The sequence below is a fragment of the Maritimimonas sp. 2210JD6-3 genome (assembly GCF_056591795.1).
In genome coordinates, this window is the sequence record NZ_JBWQOJ010000018.1 from 31,810 (window position 1) to 50,297 (window position 18,488).

Genomic DNA, 18,488 nt, shown 5'->3' on the forward strand with positions numbered 1-18,488 from the left:
GTTGTCTGCTCAGAATAATAAAAGATAAAGTATGAATACTAAACAAAAGAAAAAAGTCGATAAAGAATTCGGATTATCATCTTGGGCAATTAATAATAAGACGACCATGTATGTGCTGATAGTATTGATATTGTATTTAGGTATCTCTGCCTTTTTCAGTATGCCCAGAGAAAGTTTCCCAGAAATAAAAGAAACTAAAATATACATCAGTTCTCTATTTCCAGGTAATACAGCAGAAGATATTGAAAAATTAATAACCGATCCTTTAGAAGACAAACTCAAAACAGTGAGTGGTGTTGTTGAAATTACCTCAACTTCACAAGAAGATTACTCAATGGTAATTGTAGAATTTGATGAAAGTATCTCTGTTGAAGAGGCAAAGCAAAAGGTAAAAAATGAAGTAGATTCTGAAACTTCGAGTGAAGACTGGCCAACATTTAATAGTGCTAAAGTAGAGCCTAATGTTTTTGAGTTGAGTATGTCTGAAGAGATACCAATTCTTAATATTAATATTTCAGGAAACTACCCAGTTCAAAAACTAAAAGAATTTGGCGAATATTTACAAGATGAAATAGAGGACTTATCGGAAATTAAAAAAGTTGACATAAGAGGTGCTCAAGAAAAAGAAGTTGAAGTAGCTGTAGATATCTATAAGATGATGGCTGCTCGAGTAAGTTTTAATGATGTAATAAGCGCTATAAGTAATGGTAATACCACTATGTCTGCAGGAAATCTTGTAACAAGTGGGCAACGTCGTACCATACGTATTGTTGGTGAAATTGATACCCCTTCTCAGCTAGAAAATTTTGTTGTTAAATCTGAAAATAACAATCCTATCTATTTAAAAGATATTGCTAAGGTTACCTTCAAAGAAAAAGAAAAAACAACCTATGCACGTGAGTTTGGCGATCCGGTCGTAATGCTAGATGTTAAAAAAAGATCTGGTAAAAATATGGTGGCTGCAGCTGAACAAATTCAGGTAATCGTTGATGATGCTATCAAAAATGTATTTCCACAAGATCTTAAAGTTACCATTGCTAATGATCAATCATCTAAAACTATAGGTCAGGTAGATGATTTAGTAAATAATATCATTTTTGGGGTTATTCTAGTGGTAACCGTATTAATGTTCTTTTTAGGATTTAGAAATGCCTTATTTGTAGGTTTTGCTATCCCTATGTCAATGTTTATGTCATTAATGATTTTAAGTGCCATGGGATATACTATGAATACCATGATCTTATTTGGACTTATTATGGGGTTAGGAATGCTCGTTGATAATGGTATTGTGGTTGTAGAAAATGTCTATCGTTTAATGGATGAAGGCATGCCAAGAATTGAAGCCGCTAAAAAAGGTATTGGTGAAATTGCTTTTCCTATTATTATATCTACTTTAACAACTGTAGCCGCCTTCGTACCCTTAGGGTTATGGCCAGGTGTCATGGGGCAGTTTATGATTTATTTTCCGGTAACATTATCTGTTGTTCTAGGCTCATCGCTATTTGTAGCCATCTTCTTTAATTCAGTAATGGTATCACAATTTATGAAAACAGAAGATGAAGAAATGCCCATGAATCGCATGATACGCATAACACTTATATTAGGTATTATAGGTATTCTCATTGTAATATTTGGAGGTGCCTATCGTTCTTTAGGAACTTTAATGTTAATCACTGCAGTATTATTATGGGCATATCGATTATTCTTAAGAGGATGGGCAAATACATTTCAAAATAAAATATTACCACGCTGGGAGCACTTCTACGAACGTATTCTGAGAGGTGCTTTAAAAGGGTGGAGACCTTATGCTATCTCTATTGGAACTGTATTACTTTTATTCTTCGCATTTGGTGGGTTCGGTGCCTCTGTTGGAAGCCAACGTACCAAAGTTGAATTTTTTCCTGATAATAAACCTAATCAGATTATTGCTTATATCGAATACCCTCAAGGTACAGATATCCAAAAAACAAATGATATAACAAAGCAAATTGAAAAGCGTTTTTATGAATTAGTTAAAGATAAAAGCTATATAGATGGTGATTATAATTTCTTAACAGAAAGTGCTGTTTCTCAAGTTGGTGAGGGTGCAGGTAACCCGCAAACTGATGGCGGGTCTTCAGCAGAAATGCCCCATAGAGGTAAGATTACTGCTACCATGCGCGAATATAAATTTAGAAGAGGCGCAAAAAGTGATGAATTATTTCAGAAAATACAAGAAGGGTTAAAAGATGTGTATCCAGGCGTTACTATTTCTGTTGAGAAAGATGCTGTTGGGCCTCCTGCAGGATACCCTATAAACATCGAATTAGAAGGCAATAACTATAATGAGCTTATTGCTACAGCCGAAGAAATGCGTAATTTCTTAAATGCAAAGAATATTCCAGGAGTAGATGAGTTAAAGATCGATGTAAATAAGTCTAAACCAGCCATGCTAGTACAAGTAGATCGTAAAAAAGCTGGTGAATTGGGTGTAAGTACAGGGCAGGTCGGGCAACAGTTACGTAATTCAATTTTTGGCGCTAAAGCAGGTGTTTATAAAGAAGCTGGAGATGACTATGATATTTATGTGCGTTTTAATGAAAAAGATAAATATAACACGAGTGCCATCTTTAATCAAAAGATTACCTTTAGAGATATGGCTTCAGGTCAAATTAGGGAAATTCCTGTTTCTGCTGTTGCCACACAAAAGAATAATTCAGGTTTTAGTGCTATTAAACATCGTGATACAAAAAGAGTTGTGACCGTATATTCAGCATTAGCTCCAGGTTTTACAGATGCTGGTGCTATTGTTTCTCAGATACAAAATGAGATGAAAAATTATACTAATTTACCTGCTACAGTTAAAATAGATTATACAGGGCAGATTGAAGAGCAGAACAAACAGATGACATTTTTAATGGGTGCTTTTTTTACAGGTCTTGGGTTAATATTCTTTATCTTAATATTTCAATTTAATTCAGTTTCTAAACCTGCAATCATTATGCTTGCAATTTTCTTGAGTTTAATTGGGGTTTTTGGTGGCTTAATTATTACGGGCGCTCCTTTTGTAATTATGATGACTATGATGGGAATTATTTCTTTAGCAGGAATTGTTGTAAATAATGGTGTCGTCTTATTAGATTATACACAACTATTAATTGATAGAAAAAAAGTAGAAAATGATATTGATGAAGGTGATTATTTAGAAAAGAATGATCTTAACGAAGCCATTATACGAGGTGGTAAGGCACGTCTAAGACCAGTATTGTTAACGGCTATTACCACTATATTAGGATTAATACCACTTGCGACTGGATTCAATATCAACTTCTTCACACTATTTAGTGAATTTAACCCAAATATTTACTTTGGCGGTGATAATGTAATTTTCTGGGGACCGTTGGCAAAAACAGTAATTTACGGACTCATTATAGCTACTTTCTTAACATTAATTGTTGTCCCAATTTTATTCTATTTGGCTACTAGATTTAAAATGTGGATTCGAAGTAAATCAATTGATTCGAAGGTAGTTGATGATGCCAATACGGAACTAGCATTAAACAAATAAAGATTTTTATTAGGGTAACGATGTAGGATTTTGGTTTTTTTTAAAACCAGAATCCTACATTAAAAAACCAAAAGTTCAAATTGGTGTCTGGTGACCAAGTATATTTCATTTCAATGGGGCCCAAAAAAGATGCAATACTGTATCCTACAGCGTATCCCAATCTTGTATTGTCGAAAATAGCCCCATCATTATAAATATCTTCCTCAGCTCTCGCTGCATTTGCTGTAAACGATACATAATTTTTAGAAAATAGTTCATAACGCATAGTCAATGCCGATTTCAAATAGCCTTCACCTGTGAGATCTCCTACATCATAACCGTAAAAACTCGTAAAATTATTTACAAAATTCTCATTATTTCCACCCAAATGAAAATTAAATACTCTATTATCATTTTCACCTATGGTTACTCCTGCCTCAGATATAAGTTGAGTAGTAAGTTTATCCCAAAACGTATATGCAAAACCAATTTTTCCTTTTAACTGTGTAAAAGGATTAAATGTATCTCGTAACTTTCCATCATTTAATAAAAATAAATAGGCTCTATAATTCGCATGCAAATAAAATCCGTTTTTAGGAAAAATACCATCATCGTAATTGTCTAATTTTAGTTCCGCAAAAGCGTTACCATACGTTCTGTTATCATAGAAATTTTTTACTTCATTATTGTTTGTAATACTTTCATTAAAGATTCTTAAGTATTTTGATTCTGCTCCTACGCGTATCGCAAATGAATTCGAAATTGCAGATTGTACAAAGAATTGATTGGTAAAATCATTATATTCTATATTCTGTTTGATGTTTGCCTCATTCTCTTGTAATACTGTGAATGTTCCTTTAAAAATATCTTTTTCGAATCTGTTATAGCTAGAGTTAATACCATAACTCCAATGAAATCCGTTATCAATAAAATAATCTAAATTATAGCGAATATTGTCTCCTAAGATAAGATCTGCAGACAATACATCATTTTTAAATAATACAAGTTTTGTTGTAAAATTTAACAATGCCGAGCTTTTGTAAAGGTCATCGAAATGTGCACCAATTCTCAAAAAAGAAGCAATGTCATTTTCTTTAAGGCTAAATTCTACTGTTCTAGAGTTTAAAAATTTATATTGAATGCTTTTAAAATCACCCGTACTAAAAAGTTGATTTATGCCTTTAGAAAACTCATCATAGGTTAACGTTTCACCTTGCCTAAATCCTAATTTACCTCGTACATAATCATTGGTGTAGTATTTAGTTCCTTTAATTACAATTCTATCTATTACCAAGCTATCTCGTTTCACTCGAGTAATTTTCGTTTTTAAATTCCTTTTTTTCTGCTTCTCAGCTAATTCTTTAAATGCCTGAAATTGCTTTAAGGTCGCTTCTTCACCTGATTTTATAATACCATCTATTTCATCGAAAGAAATCACTGTAAAATCTGTAATATCTGGATGCACATAATAATCTGTTAAACTTCTTTTTAACTTCTCATCATCATACATCTGAAAATTCACAATTTGCATAACGATATCTGGTGCAGATGTTATTTCTCCTTTTGTAAGTAGTTTATCTTGCACGTCGATTCCTATAATCACATCAACATCTTTTTGTCGCATAATATCAGTAGGAAAATTATTCACCACACCACCATCTGACAGTAACTTACCATCAATATCTACTGGATCTAATAATGTTGGAAAAGCGCCACTTGCCTTTACGGCTTCAGGTAAAAATCCCTCTTCTAAGATTTCTTGTTTACCTGTCTCAAGATTTGTAGCCACGCAAAAAAATGGAATGGGTAACTTTGTAAAATCATTAATAGTATGTACGTGCTCTGTCAATCTAGAAAGTTCATTAAATACATTTTGCCCTTTTGACAAAGCACTTGGCAAACCAATACTCCCTTTTTTAATGGGAAGTGTAATAGCATATTTTTCAGTATTTTCTTTTTGGTAGATTGATTTTACACGCCTAGGAAGATTGTCTTGCATCAATTCATTGAAATCATACGAGCGTAGCATCGAATCGATTTCATTGGCTTTATATCCTGAAGCGTACATAGCGCCAATAATAGCACCCATACTGGTACCACCAATATAATCAATACGTATGCCTGCTTTTTCAAGAACTTTTAAGGCACCAACATGCGCGAAGCCTTTAGCTCCACCTCCACTCATCACCAAACCTACCTTGACATCTTTTTTAACAGATAATGTATCTTGAGAAAAGCCTAAAGAAATACATAATAAGACAATTAGAAAAAGAAACCCCCTCATCTTCAAATTTTATATAAAAGTAATTATTAATTTGAATTGAAAAAATTAAAAATTTTTTGTGCTCTGTCTTTTCCAATTACTTGGATTAATTCTTCTAGCGAAGCTACTTTTACACGCTTTGCTGATTTAAAATGTTTTAGCACATTTGTAATGGTCTGTTTACCAATTCCTGGAATTAACTCTAGTTCTGATTGAATAGCACTTTTACTACGTTTATTTCTATGAAGTGAAATAGCAAAGCGATGTGCTTCATTACGCAACTGTTGAATAATTTTTAATGATTCTGATTTTTTATCTAAATATAATGGAATAGGATCTTCAGGGTAATAAATCTCTTCTAATCGCTTCGCTATACCAATAATGGCAATTTTACCACGAAGCCCTAAGAGGGCTAAACTTTTCACAGCAGAAGATAATTGGCCTTTCCCACCGTCAATAACGATGAGTTGAGGCAAAGATTGTGCTTCTTCTAATAAGCGCTTATAACGCCTGTGAACCACTTCTGTCATCGAAGCAAAATCATCTGGCCCTTCAACCGTTTTTATGTTAAAATGACGGTAGTCTTTTTTACTAGGTTTCCCATTTTTAAATACAACACATGAAGCTGTAGGGTTAGTACCTTGTATATTAGAATTATCAAAGCATTCTATATGTCGAGGTTCTACCGACAATCGTAGATCTTTCTTCATCTGTGTCATTATTCTATTGGTATGACGGTCTGGATCCACAATTTTTATTTGTTTGAATCGCTCTTGCCGATAATACTTAGCATTTCGTGTTGATAATTCTACAATACGCTTTTTATCACCCAATTTAGGTACTGTAACTTTTATTTCATCACCTACGTCAACCTTAAAGGGTACATAAATTTCTTTGGCTAGTGAATTGAATCGTTGTCTAATTTCTATAATAGCCAGCTCTAATAAATCTTTATCAGATTCATCTAACTTTTTCTTTATTTCAGTGGTGTGTGACTGAATAATTGCCCCGTTAGCGATCTTAAAAAAATTGATATATGCAAAGCTTTCATCAGAAATAATAGAAAACACATCTACATTAGTAATCGACGGATTCACCACAGTTGATTTTGCCTGATAATTCGCTAGTAAATCTATTTTCTCTTTGATCTTTTGCGCTTCTTCGAATTTAAGTTCATCGGAAAATTGATGCATTAGTGCTTTAAAACGCTGTAACGATTGCTTAAAATTACCTTTTATAATGTTGCGTATCGCTTTTACATCTTCTAAATAATCTATCTCATTTTGTAAACCTTCACAAGGACCTGCACAATTTTTAATATGATACTCTAAGCACACCTTATATTTACCTGATTTTATGTTTTTTTGAGAAAGATCATACGCACATGTTCGTAACGGATATAATTCTTTAATTAATGATAATAAGGCTTTTGCTGTACGAACCGAAGTATAGGGACCATAATATTCTGAACCATCTTTAATAAGATTACGCGTCATAAATATTTTTGGAAACGGCTCTTTTTTTATACACAACCAAGGGTAGGTTTTGTCATCTTTTAACATGACATTATAGCGAGGCTGGTATTTTTTTATCAGGCTATTTTCTAATAAAAGCGCATCAGATTCTGTTTCGACAACAATATGCTGTATAGAAGCAATTTTTTTTACGAGTACTTTGGTTTTACCATACTCGTGATTTTTGGTGAAGTACGAAGACACGCGCTTCTTTAAGTTCTTAGCCTTCCCTACATACAATATGACTTCATCTTTATCATAATACTGATAGACTCCGGGAGAATTTGGTAAGATTTTTACTTGTAATGCTAATGCGTTATTTGGCATAGAGCGAAGTTAAACATTTTAACTTCTTAAAAGAAACTTAAGCCTTTGGCTTTTCGTAATGTCGTACCACCACTGGTGGTACAATTTGATGTGCGTTCTCTTCTTCTTTTTCCTTTTTAGGAAATGCTTTTTTATTAAAGACTAATAAGATACCAACCCCAGTAGAGATAGCCATATCTGCTACATTAAAAACAGGATCAAAAAAGGTAAAACGACGATCAACAAATAGATTAAACGCATCTCCACCAAAAAAAGGTAACCATTCTGGCCATACAAAACTGATGGGAGGTATCCAGCTGGGTAGTTCAGTATTTATTAGCGGGAAGTATAACATATCTACTACTTTACCTTGAAATAAAGGTCGATACCCTCCACTTTCAGGTAAAAAAGAGGCTACAGTAGTATAGGTGCTTTCGCCAAATAATACTCCATAAAAAACAGAATCTATGATGTTACCTACAGCACCAGCAAAAATTAAAGCAGCTGCGGTTACCAATATTTTAGGAGCTCCTTTTTGTATTGCCTTATACAACCAATACCCTATACCTGTAATAGCCACTAAGCGAAATAAGGTTAAAAAAAGCTTACCATTCTCGCCTCCAAACTCCTTACCCCAAGCCATACCATTGTTTTCTAAAAAATGAATTCGAAACCAATCGAGCCCAAAAGCCTTAATTTCTTCACTTAAATGAAAATGGGTTTTGATATAGACCTTACTTATCTGATCTACTAAGAGTACAGCAATAACGATGAAAAGTGCCTTCTTCAATGAATCGGTTTTAAAAGTGCACAAAAATAAGAATATTATTGAGTTATCACAGGGCTTAACACAACTTTAGCACGTACTGTTTTTATCTTTATAAGTGGAGTGTTCTTTTTATAAGTTCCACTAATATTATTCTCGATAACTTTTAAGTTTGAATTGATAAGGTTACTTATCGTAGTGCCCTTACTATTTTCTACGCGTACTTTTCCTTTGCTTAAAGTACAGTCAACCGTACCATCATACGATGTAATGGTAAGATTGTTTAAAACTTCTTTAACCCTAACCTTTCCGTGATTGAGGTGTATTTCAAGATCACCTTTAAATTTAGACGTTTTAAAGTTTCCTTTATTGTATACGATTTTTACATCTTTGTTCTCAGGTAAGGTAATACTATAATTAGCATATGCTGGTTGTCCTGCTCTAAACTTATTTCGTTGGGCGCCATAAATTGTTTGTGTATCTTCTAAAACTTTAATAGTTACTATGTCTTTGTTTTCTACAATTTTTGGTATTGTTTCTGAATTACAATTCGAGCATTTTACAGTAATTCTACTACTTTTTTTACTAGACTTTATTACTAATTCATTTAAGGAAGCTAGTTCTATAAATATAGTCTTTGCATCAGAAGTTAACTGTTGCTCATTTTGTTGTTGCGCAATAGAAAAAGTAGTAAAAAAAACGAAAAATATTACTAAAAAAAGTCTCATTACATAAAATAAAAAAGCTTTCTAAATTTAGAAAGCTTTTTAGTTTTTATTGTCGCATTTTGGCTTCAATACTCAATGTTGCATGAGGAACTAATTTTAATCGCTCCTTTTGGATCAATTTACCTGTTACTCTACAAACACCGTATGTTTTATTCTCTATACGTAATAAAGCATTTTTAAGGTCGCGAATAAACTTCTCTTGGCGAATTGCCAGCTGTACATTCGCTTCTTTACTCATGGTTTCAGAACCCTCTTCGAAGGCTTTGAATGTAGGCGAAGTGTCATCAGTACCATTATTACTATCATTCTTATAGGTACTTTCAAGAAGCTCTAAATCTTCTTGCGCTTTCGCAATTTTCTTTTCTATGATCTCTTTAAATTCTTGTAACTCATCATCTGAGTATCTAACCTTATTTTCTGTCATAACTCACTAATTTTTTTCGATTAATAACTTGGTATTTACATCGTCAAAAGCAACTTCTATACCATTTTTCACTTCATCCTCTAATACTAACTCATTGGTTAGTGTTTCGTTCTTTATATAGTTTGCATTAACTAAGATTGCATCGTCAACAACACCATCTTTTTTAACGCTTAATTTTATTTTGTCAGTCACCTCAAAACCAGATTCTTTACGTAAATTCTGAATTCTATTTATCAATTCTCTGGCAATGCCTTCCTTACGTAATTCATCAGAAATAGTTACATCTAACGCGACCGTTAAGCCACCTTGATTCACCACCAACCAACCTTCAATATCTTGCGATGCTATTTCAACTTCATCGAGGGTTAATATAGTATTTTTACCATTAACTGCAATAGCTATTTCACCCTCTTTTTCAACAGTAGCAATGTCTTCTTGTGTGAATTTTTGCACTTCTGTCGCTACTAATTTCATGTCTTTACCAAACTTAGGACCTAAAACCTTAAAATTTGGTTTGATGTTTTTTACTAAAACGCCCGAAGCATCGTCTAACAACTCTATTTCTTTAACATTCACCTCTGCTTTTATAAGATCTTCAACCGCTTCTATATCTTCCCTATCTTGTGCATCCAAGACAGGTATCATAATACGCTGTAATGGCTGACGCACTTTTATCATTTCTTTTTTACGTAATGATAATACCATAGATGAAATTGCCTGAGCTTTTTCCATCTTACGTTCTAATGAAACGTCAACAAGTGCTTTTTCGTATATAGGAAAATCTGATAAGTGTACAGATTCTGCTTTCTCTACATTGCATGACGCTGTAAGGTCTCTATATAATTGATCCATATAAAATGGTGCAATTGGTGCACTCAATTTAGCTACCGTTAACATACAGGTATAGAGTGTTTGATATGCAGATATTTTATCTTGACCATATTCGCCTTTCCAGAAACGCCTTCTAGACAAACGTACATACCAGTTGCTTAGATATTGCATCACAAAATACTGAATTAACCTAGCCGCTTTGGTAGGTTCATAATCAGCATAAAAAGCATCAACTTTTTTGGTAAGCGTATTCAATTCTGAAAGTATCCAACGATCAATTTCTGGACGATCTTGTATGGCTATATTGGCTTCTTCGTAAGAGAAATTATCAATATTAGCATATAGCGAAAAGAATGAATACGTATTATGCAGTGTACCAAAAAACTTTCTTCGTACCTCAGCTACACCTTCAATATCAAACTTCAAGTTATCCCAAGGATTTGCATTGGCGATCATGTACCATCTCGTTGCATCGGCCCCATATTCATCCATAGTTTTAAATGGATCTACAGCATTGCCGAGGCGTTTCGACATTTTTTTACCTTCTTTGTCTAATACAAGCCCATTTGAAACTACATTTTTATAGGCAATCGAATCAAATACTAATGTACCAATCGCGTGCAAGGTATAGAACCATCCTCTCGTTTGATCAACTCCTTCAGCTATAAAATCAGCAGGAAATGCCTTGCCTTTTTTTGCAATTAAATCGTTTTGTTTAGAAGAAACTCCATCAATCATTTCTTTATTCTCAAACGGATAATGCCATTGTGCATACGGCATAGACCCAGAATCAAACCAAACATCTATAAGGTCTGATTCGCGCTTCATAGGTTTTCCTGACGGAGATACTAATACAATTTCGTCAACTATATTCTTATGAAGATCAATACTATCATAATTCTCTTCAGACATGTTACCTACTTCAAAACTTGCAAAAATATCCTTATTCATCACTCCTGCATCTACAGCTTTTTTCATTTCAGCTTTCAACTCAGCTACAGAACCAATCAGTACTTCTTCGGTGCCATCTTCAGTTCGCCAAATAGGTAATGGAATTCCCCAATAACGTGAACGCGATAAATTCCAATCGTTTGCGTTTTGCAGCCAATTACCAAAACGTCCTTCACCGGTAGCTTTAGGTTTCCAATTAATCGTTTGGTTTAATTCATACATTCTATCTTTAATCTCGGTAACTTTTATAAACCAAGAATCTAAAGGATAATATAGTATGGGTTTATCTGTACGCCAACAATTAGGGTAACTATGCTTATATTTCTCAACCTTGAATGCTTTATTTTCTTCTTTTAGTCGTATGGCAATCTCTACATCTACCGAACGCTCGGGAGCTTCGCCATCACTATAATATTCATTTTTTACATATTTCCCTGCTAGTTCATTCATTTCTGGTCTAAAGCGTCCTTGTAAATCGACTAAAGGTACTGTATTACCATTATTATCTAACACTAACATAGGTGGCACTTCAGGCACAGCCTCCTTAGCAACTTTTGCATCATCTGCACCAAAAGTAGGAGCTGTATGCACAATACCCGTACCATCTTCGGTAGTCACAAAATCTCCCGAAATTACCCGAAAAGCATTTTCTGCATTTTCATAAGGTAACGTATAGGGTAATAGTTGTTCATAACGTATGCCAACAAGATCAGCACCTTTGAACTCTTTTACAACATAAAATGGAATTTTTTTATCACCTTCTTTATAGTTTAATAATTTAGGTTTTTCTTCTACTTCATTGTACTTGCCTATAAATTGTTTTGCCACTAGATTTTTTGCGAGTACTACATTCATAGGTTGGAATGTATATTGATTATATGTTTCCACCAGTACATAATCAATTTTTGAGCCTACAGTTAATGCTGTATTACTCGGAAGTGTCCAAGGGGTCGTAGTCCAAGCTAAAAAATAAACATCGCCTTCATCTTGTAAAAAATTAGGTAACGTTTCTGATATCGTTTTAAACTGAGCAACCACCGTTGTATCGGTTACATCTTGATAGGTACCTGGCTGATTTAACTCATGTGAACTTAGCCCTGTACCTGCTTTTGGTGAATAAGGCTGAATCGTATATCCTTTATATAGTAATCCTTTATCATATATCTGCTTTAATAACCACCAAACAGATTCGATATATTTTGATTTATAGGTGATATAAGGGTTTTCCATATCTACCCAATACCCCATTTTTTTTGTTAGGTCTAGCCATACATCTGTATAACGCATTACAGCCTTTCTACAAGCTGCATTATATTCTTCAACAGATATTTTTTTGCCGATATCTTCCTTTGTAATGCCAAGCTCTTTTTCAACACCCAATTCAATCGGCAGGCCATGCGTATCCCATCCTGCTTTACGTTTTACTTGATATCCTTTTAATGTTTTATAACGGCAAAAAATATCTTTAATAGAACGTGCCATTACATGGTGAATACCAGGTAATCCATTTGCTGAAGGTGGTCCCTCAAAAAACACATACGGCTTATTTTCATCGCGTGTAGTAATACTTTTTTGAAAAATATCATTCGTTTCCCAAAAATCTAGTGTTTCTTCAGCTACTTTGGCAAGGTTTAATCCCTTGTATTCTCTAAACTTAGCGCTCATTTCTATTAAAAATACTTTTGAAGCGCGAAATTACATATTTTTCTACTATTTAAATAGTATATAAAACTAAAAAGCACTCAAAAAGAGTGCTTTGAAAAGTGTTTATATATTAGAGTTTTACTCTTTTTTAATAACCACAAATTCCGTTCGTTTATTAACTCTATGCTGTGCATCTGTACACTTAACTCCATTTGAACATTCATTCAATAGGCGTGTTTCTCCGTAACCTTTTCCAGTAATTCGTTCAGATTCGATGCCTTGTTCAATTAAAAACTGTATTACTTTGACTGCTCTGCGCTGAGAAAGTGATAAATTCAAACCGTCTGGACCCCTAGCATCTGTATGCGCACCAAATGCAATGTACATACTAGGGTATTTTTTCATAATACGTACTACTTTCCCTAAAGGATTCTTTGAAACTTCTTTTATTTCGGCCTTGTTCAATTCGAAATCGATATTGGCAATATTGAGCATTTCTACACCATCTCTAATAATAAATTCTTTTTCTTCAATTAGAATTTCTTTATCATGCTTAAACCCATTAGCATTCGTAGTTTCTATAGCAGTTGACGTATCAAAAAATCCATTTTTAGAGACCTCTATGGTATATTTTAGTGCGCAATCTAAACCGAAATTAAATTCACCATCGCCAAGTGTGGTAATGGCTCGAATTCTATTACCATTGGTGTCTTTTAGTGTTACCAAGGCATTGAAAACAGGCTCTAAAGTAACTTTATCTCTTACAATACCAGAAATTGATTGATCACAAATAGGTACCGTTGTAGTTTGCACAAAGGTATAAATATCATCATCTCCCTCTCCACCTTCACGGTTAGAAGAAAAATAGCCTTGTAAATTTTCGCTATTAATTATAAATGAGATATCATCTCCCTTACTGTTAATTGGTGCCCCAAGATTAATAGGTTCTGGCAATGAGCCATCAAGTTTGGTTACATAAATGTCAAAACCTCCTAGACCGCCTTCACGATTAGATGAAAAATAAATAAGATCACCATCAATAAACGGTGTGTATTCTTTATAAGGTGAGTTGATTGTTGGACCCAGATTTACTGGAGCTCCATAATAGCCTTGTTTTATATCAACGTAGAAAATATCTTTGTCTCCCAAAGTGCCTTCCATATCTGAGACAAAATAAATACGTTTTCCATCGTCACTTATAAATGGATGACCCGCATCGTGACCATCACTATTAAATGGTAAATTTTCTATATTCTCCCATTCTCCATTTTTTCCGACGGACCCCTTGAAAAGTTTTACACTTTTTGATTTTATCTTTCTATTTACCTTATCATTTGACGTAAAATACACATCTTTTAAATCTGAAGAAAAACTCACAAAAGCATCGTGGTATTTCGAATTGACTTCATCTGAAAAAGGCTTTACATTTTCTACATCTCCATTCTCCTTTAGATCCCCAATATATAGATCTAAGTACGGTTGATTGTTACCTCTCCATACCTTTTTAACAATACCTGAACGTGGTCTTGTCGATGAAAACACTAATTTATTGCCCATAAAAGTGGCACCAAAGTCTGAATACTTTGTATTTGCATCAATACTTTTAATACTATATTCTGCAGCCATAATCGAATCTGCTCGCTCTATCTGAGCAACCAAATTAACTGTGATAAAAAATAATATAAGTACTAAGAAATTTTTCATCTATACAATTTAATTAAGGGTAAATCAAATGTTATACCAAATATAGTGAGTTCATGACGAATCATGAAAAAAGCCTTCATTAGATAAAGGCTTTTTATTCTGTTTTTATAAACAATCTCACTTTTTAATAATAACGAACTCTGTTCTTCTGTTGACAGCTCTTTCTTCATCAGTACAATCTGTATCGTTCTTACAATGGTTTATTAAATTAGCTTCTCCATAGCCTTTCCCAGTAATTCTCGAACGAGAAATACCTCTAGCCACTAAATAATCAACCGTTCTTTTTGCTCTTCTATCAGACATCCATTGGTTGTATTTTTCTGTTCCTTTGGCATCAGTGTAGGCTCGTACATCAACTTTTATATTTGAATGTTCTTTTAATAAAGCTACAGTCTTTTTAAGAGTAGCTTTAGCTTTTTTGTTTAAATACGAAGACTCATAATCAAATAAAATAGGTGCTATAGTAAGTCTTGCATCACCAACACTAATTGTATTCTGCCTCGCATTTTTAGATTTAACAGGCTTTACAATTGATTCACTAGTTGTTTTCTTAACTTTTTCTTCAACAACATCTTCTACTGTATTATCCTCATCATCTTTTTTGGTTGTATTCGTTATTGGTTCAATATCATCGACTGATATCTCATTAATTTTAGAGTCTTCTGCTACTATTTTGTCAGATGTTTCAATCGCTTTTGAAGCTGTTATAAAGTCTATACTTCCTTTATCTAAAAAAATATTTGTTTTAAGCCTAGCAGCCATTTCACTGGTTGTAGTAAAATTTCTTGACTCTGGTGTATATGTTTCTTTACTAGCTTTTAAGTGATATTTTGTATTACAATCAACCTTAAAAGTGAAGATTCCGTCTTCTAACACTATTTGTGTCTCAACGGAATTCCCTTTTTCATCCATCAAAGTAATGACCGTATTCGGGATAAAGTTATTTGTTATTCTATCTTTAACGACACCTTGAATATTTTGATAACATCTATCTTTAATAGTATCTACAAAAGCTACATCTTGAGCATTACTTATAAGGATACTTAAAAAGGAGAATATAGCGACAAAAGTTCTCATAATTACTTGTATTACTATACTGTAACGTAAAACAAGTCAATTGTATTGTATAAAAAATACCCTCAAAAAAAGGGTATTATAGATTATCAATCAATATTATTTACATTCTTATAATCACAAACTCTGTTCTACGGTTTTTAGCATGCTGAGCGTCTGTACATTCTACTCCGTCTGTACATTCATTTAATAACTGCGTTTCGCCATAACCTTTCCCCGTAATTCTTCGAGGGTCTATACCTTGATCTATAATAAAATCAACCGTTGAGCTTGCTCTTCTTCCAGACAACCACATATTATAACTAGGGATACCTCTTGAATCGGTATGAGAACCAGACTCGATGATCATCTTAGGATACTGATTCATCAACTCAACTACTTTCATTAATTCAGCTTTTGCCTTTTTATTTAAGTAAGATGAGTTTAAATCAAAATATATAGGTTCTATATTTACAATATAAGTACTAGCACGTGCTCTTACAATTTCTTCTGGTAAAACATCTGGTAAACCTTCTGGTTTCACATCTTCAACCTGATCGGCAGGTACGCGATTACCATTTTCATCTATCACAAAATTGATATCTCCTTTACCTAAAAGAATTCTTGGGTTTAATTCTTTATCTGCTTCTTCAGAAGTAGTAAAATTTTTTGCCTGAGGCGTATAACCCTCTTTTTTTCCTTCTAATTGATACTCTGTTTGACAATCAACATCTAAACTAAAAGTACCTTTATTATCTGCAACAGCCGTTTGTAATACATTGCCTTCTTTATCTCTAAGTGTAATCTCAGCTCCAGATAATGGATCTCCTGTATCTTTATCTAACACTTCACCAGCGATAGATTGTTTACATTTAAATTCTACGGGTTCTTCTTCTACTAATGAATATAAATCGTCGTCTCCTTTACCTCCAGGTCTATCAGAAGAAAAATAACCGTTACGTGATTCTTTATTAATCACAAAAGCAAAATCATTATTTTCTGTATTAATCGGAGCGTTTAGTAGTACAGGGTCTGGTGTAAATCCTGTTAATTTACTAGCATATATATCGATTCCTCCTTTACCTCCTGATCTATCAGAAGAAAAATACAATACTTCTCCATCTACATGTGGAAACCAATCTTTGGCGCTAGAATTTACTTTTGGCCCCATGTTTACAGGATTACCAAAACCACTATCATTTACTTCAACTTTCCAAATATCAGTTTCGCCTAATGTCCCTGGCATATCTGAAGCGAAATATAACGTTTTTTCGTCATCACTTAATGCAGGATGACCTACAGAGTACTCAACGTTATTAAAAGGCATTGGTATAATGTTGATCCATTCGCCTTCATTATTTACCGATGCTTTAAACATCGCTAAATTCGTCCAGCCTGTATTATCTACTCCTAATTGTTTGTTATAATAATTGTCTCTGGTAAAATATACCGTTTTACCGTCTTTAGAAAAGATAGCATTTCCTTCATGATATCGTGTATTTACTTCTCCTTCTAGTTTCTTTTTATTTGTAATCTCTCCTCCTTCTCCAATATCTCCAACATACAAATCTAGAAATCGCTGCCCATTAGGTTCCCATACATCTCTAATAATTCTAAAGCCTCTTTTCGGTGATGTGAACACTAATTTATCAGCTCCCAGATACGAAGGTCCGAAATCAGAATTTTCTGTATTAACATTTTCTAAATTCTTCACTGTGTATTTTCCACCACCTTCTCTTTGGGCATGTGTGAAAGTTATTAAGCTTACTAAAAATATGAATGCAATAAATTTCTTCATCATTTAATATTTATCTTACTATTTTTTAGAAAAATCTAGGTGATTTTAAGTTCTTCTTCGAAAAATCTATATCCCATAATAAAAACGCCTCATACGTACCATTATTGAAATTACCCAAATTCGTCGTCGTATAATCATACGCAAAACCTATTCGCAAACTCGGTGTAAATCCAAAATTAGCCAACAAACTCACAGAATCATCCAACCTATAGTTCGCACCAACCTCAAACCTGTCATTAAACAAAAAGTTCGCCGATACATCAACCGATAATGGCGCTCCCTGAACGCCCTTCAACATAACACTTGGCTTAAACTTTAACGTCTGTGATAAATCAAAAACATAACCACTCGTTAAAAAATAATGCGTCTCCTCTGAAGCTCTGGTAATCGCATTACCCTCCTTCTCAAAATGAACCGTCTCTAAAAAATTAGGTGCAGACAACCCTACATAAAACTTCTCATTGTAATAAAAAATACCAGCACCAAAATTTGGAAAACTCCTATTGATGTTCTCTGCGAACAAATCATCAACATCATTCTGCGGCAACTCAACACCTACTAAATTCGCATTGAATAAACTAATACCTCCCTTTAATCCAAAAGCTAACCTACCTTCTTCTGAAGTAGAAATCGTATACGAGATATCTGCATAAATATTCTGTTCCTTTACCGGACCCAACTCATCAGCTATAAAACTGAAACCTGCCCCTAAATTCTTACCTACCGGTGCATGGATAGCTGCCGTAGCTGTCTTGGGAGCGCCATCAATACCAACCCACTGGGTTCTACCCAATAAACCAATACTTAATGTACCTCTACTACCTGCATACGCCGGATTTACAATGTTCATATTGTACATATACTGCGTATATTGAGGATCCTGCTGAGCACTAACCTCTAAACCCGTTAAACCTAACAATAAACCCAACAGTAGTACCGAAACTATCTTATGTCTGTTCTTTATAATATGCATCTCAAAA

General features: G+C 33.8%; 11 protein-coding genes. 1 reads left to right on the plus strand and 10 read right to left on the minus strand.

What is annotated here, in order from left to right:
- Positions 1-31: 31 nt before the first annotated feature.
- Positions 32-3,547: an efflux RND transporter permease subunit gene (locus AC1EUY_RS09270; RefSeq protein ID WP_480195245.1), complete on the plus strand. Its 3,516-nt coding sequence runs from the start codon at positions 32-34 to the stop codon at positions 3,545-3,547.
- 40 nt (positions 3,548-3,587) lie between these two features.
- On the opposite strand, the gene AC1EUY_RS09275 is transcribed toward AC1EUY_RS09270, so the two are convergent.
- The 10 genes from AC1EUY_RS09275 to AC1EUY_RS09320 all read right to left on the minus strand — a co-directional run bounded on the left by AC1EUY_RS09275 (position 3,588) and on the right by AC1EUY_RS09320 (position 18,481).
- A complete protein-coding gene (locus AC1EUY_RS09275; RefSeq protein WP_480195246.1) occupies positions 3,588-5,810 on the minus strand; it encodes a patatin-like phospholipase family protein in 2,223 nt (740 codons plus the stop codon).
- A 26-nt stretch (positions 5,811-5,836) separates the two neighbouring features.
- Entirely contained in the window at positions 5,837-7,630 is a 1,794-nt protein-coding gene (gene uvrC / locus AC1EUY_RS09280; protein ID WP_480195247.1) for an excinuclease ABC subunit UvrC, read from the minus strand.
- Positions 7,631-7,667: 37 nt separating this feature from the next.
- Positions 7,668-8,399 (minus strand): lipoprotein signal peptidase, encoded by a 732-nt coding sequence (locus tag AC1EUY_RS09285; protein WP_480195248.1) that lies wholly within the window; start codon positions 8,397-8,399, stop codon positions 7,668-7,670.
- 35 nt (positions 8,400-8,434) lie between these two features.
- On the minus strand, positions 8,435-9,103 hold the full coding sequence (locus AC1EUY_RS09290) for a hypothetical protein (RefSeq protein ID WP_480195249.1): 669 nt from the start codon (positions 9,101-9,103) through the stop codon (positions 8,435-8,437).
- A gap of 46 nt (positions 9,104-9,149) precedes the next feature.
- Entirely contained in the window at positions 9,150-9,527 is a 378-nt protein-coding gene (locus AC1EUY_RS09295) for a TraR/DksA family transcriptional regulator (RefSeq protein WP_480195250.1), read from the minus strand.
- A 6-nt stretch (positions 9,528-9,533) separates the two neighbouring features.
- Positions 9,534-12,974 carry an isoleucine--tRNA ligase gene (ileS, locus tag AC1EUY_RS09300; RefSeq protein WP_480195251.1) on the minus strand — a complete coding sequence of 1,147 codons (3,441 nt, stop codon included), beginning with the start codon at positions 12,972-12,974 and terminating at the stop codon, positions 9,534-9,536.
- Between the two features lie 117 nt (positions 12,975-13,091).
- Positions 13,092-14,657, minus strand: a complete 1,566-nt coding sequence (locus tag AC1EUY_RS09305) for an OmpA family protein (protein WP_480195252.1) — start codon at positions 14,655-14,657, stop codon at positions 13,092-13,094.
- Positions 14,658-14,774: 117 nt separating this feature from the next.
- Positions 14,775-15,734, minus strand: a complete 960-nt coding sequence (locus AC1EUY_RS09310) for an OmpA family protein (protein WP_480195253.1) — start codon at positions 15,732-15,734, stop codon at positions 14,775-14,777.
- Between the two features lie 100 nt (positions 15,735-15,834).
- Positions 15,835-17,508, minus strand: a complete 1,674-nt coding sequence (locus AC1EUY_RS09315) for an OmpA family protein (protein WP_480195254.1) — start codon at positions 17,506-17,508, stop codon at positions 15,835-15,837.
- A 25-nt stretch (positions 17,509-17,533) separates the two neighbouring features.
- A complete protein-coding gene (locus tag AC1EUY_RS09320; protein ID WP_480195255.1) occupies positions 17,534-18,481 on the minus strand; it encodes a PorP/SprF family type IX secretion system membrane protein in 948 nt (315 codons plus the stop codon).
- Between the last annotated feature and the right edge of the window lie 7 nt (positions 18,482-18,488).

Excerpts from the sequence above, each read along its gene's own strand:
- AC1EUY_RS09305 (WP_480195252.1), bottom strand. The coding sequence starts at position 14,657 with ATGAAAAATTTCTTAGTACTTATATTATTTTTTATCACAGTTAATTTG.
- uvrC (WP_480195247.1), bottom strand. The coding sequence starts at position 7,630 with ATGCCAAATAACGCATTAGCATTACAAGTAAAAATCTTACCAAATTCT.
- AC1EUY_RS09315 (WP_480195254.1), bottom strand. The coding sequence starts at position 17,508 with ATGAAGAAATTTATTGCATTCATATTTTTAGTAAGCTTAATAACTTTC.
- AC1EUY_RS09290 (WP_480195249.1), bottom strand. The coding sequence starts at position 9,103 with ATGAGACTTTTTTTAGTAATATTTTTCGTTTTTTTTACTACTTTTTCT.
- AC1EUY_RS09310 (WP_480195253.1), bottom strand. The coding sequence starts at position 15,734 with ATGAGAACTTTTGTCGCTATATTCTCCTTTTTAAGTATCCTTATAAGT.
- AC1EUY_RS09275 (WP_480195246.1), bottom strand. The coding sequence starts at position 5,810 with ATGAGGGGGTTTCTTTTTCTAATTGTCTTATTATGTATTTCTTTAGGC.
- ileS (WP_480195251.1), bottom strand. The coding sequence starts at position 12,974 with ATGAGCGCTAAGTTTAGAGAATACAAGGGATTAAACCTTGCCAAAGTA.
- AC1EUY_RS09270 (WP_480195245.1), top strand. The coding sequence starts at position 32 with ATGAATACTAAACAAAAGAAAAAAGTCGATAAAGAATTCGGATTATCA.
- AC1EUY_RS09295 (WP_480195250.1), bottom strand. The coding sequence starts at position 9,527 with ATGACAGAAAATAAGGTTAGATACTCAGATGATGAGTTACAAGAATTT.
- AC1EUY_RS09320 (WP_480195255.1), bottom strand. The coding sequence starts at position 18,481 with ATGCATATTATAAAGAACAGACATAAGATAGTTTCGGTACTACTGTTG.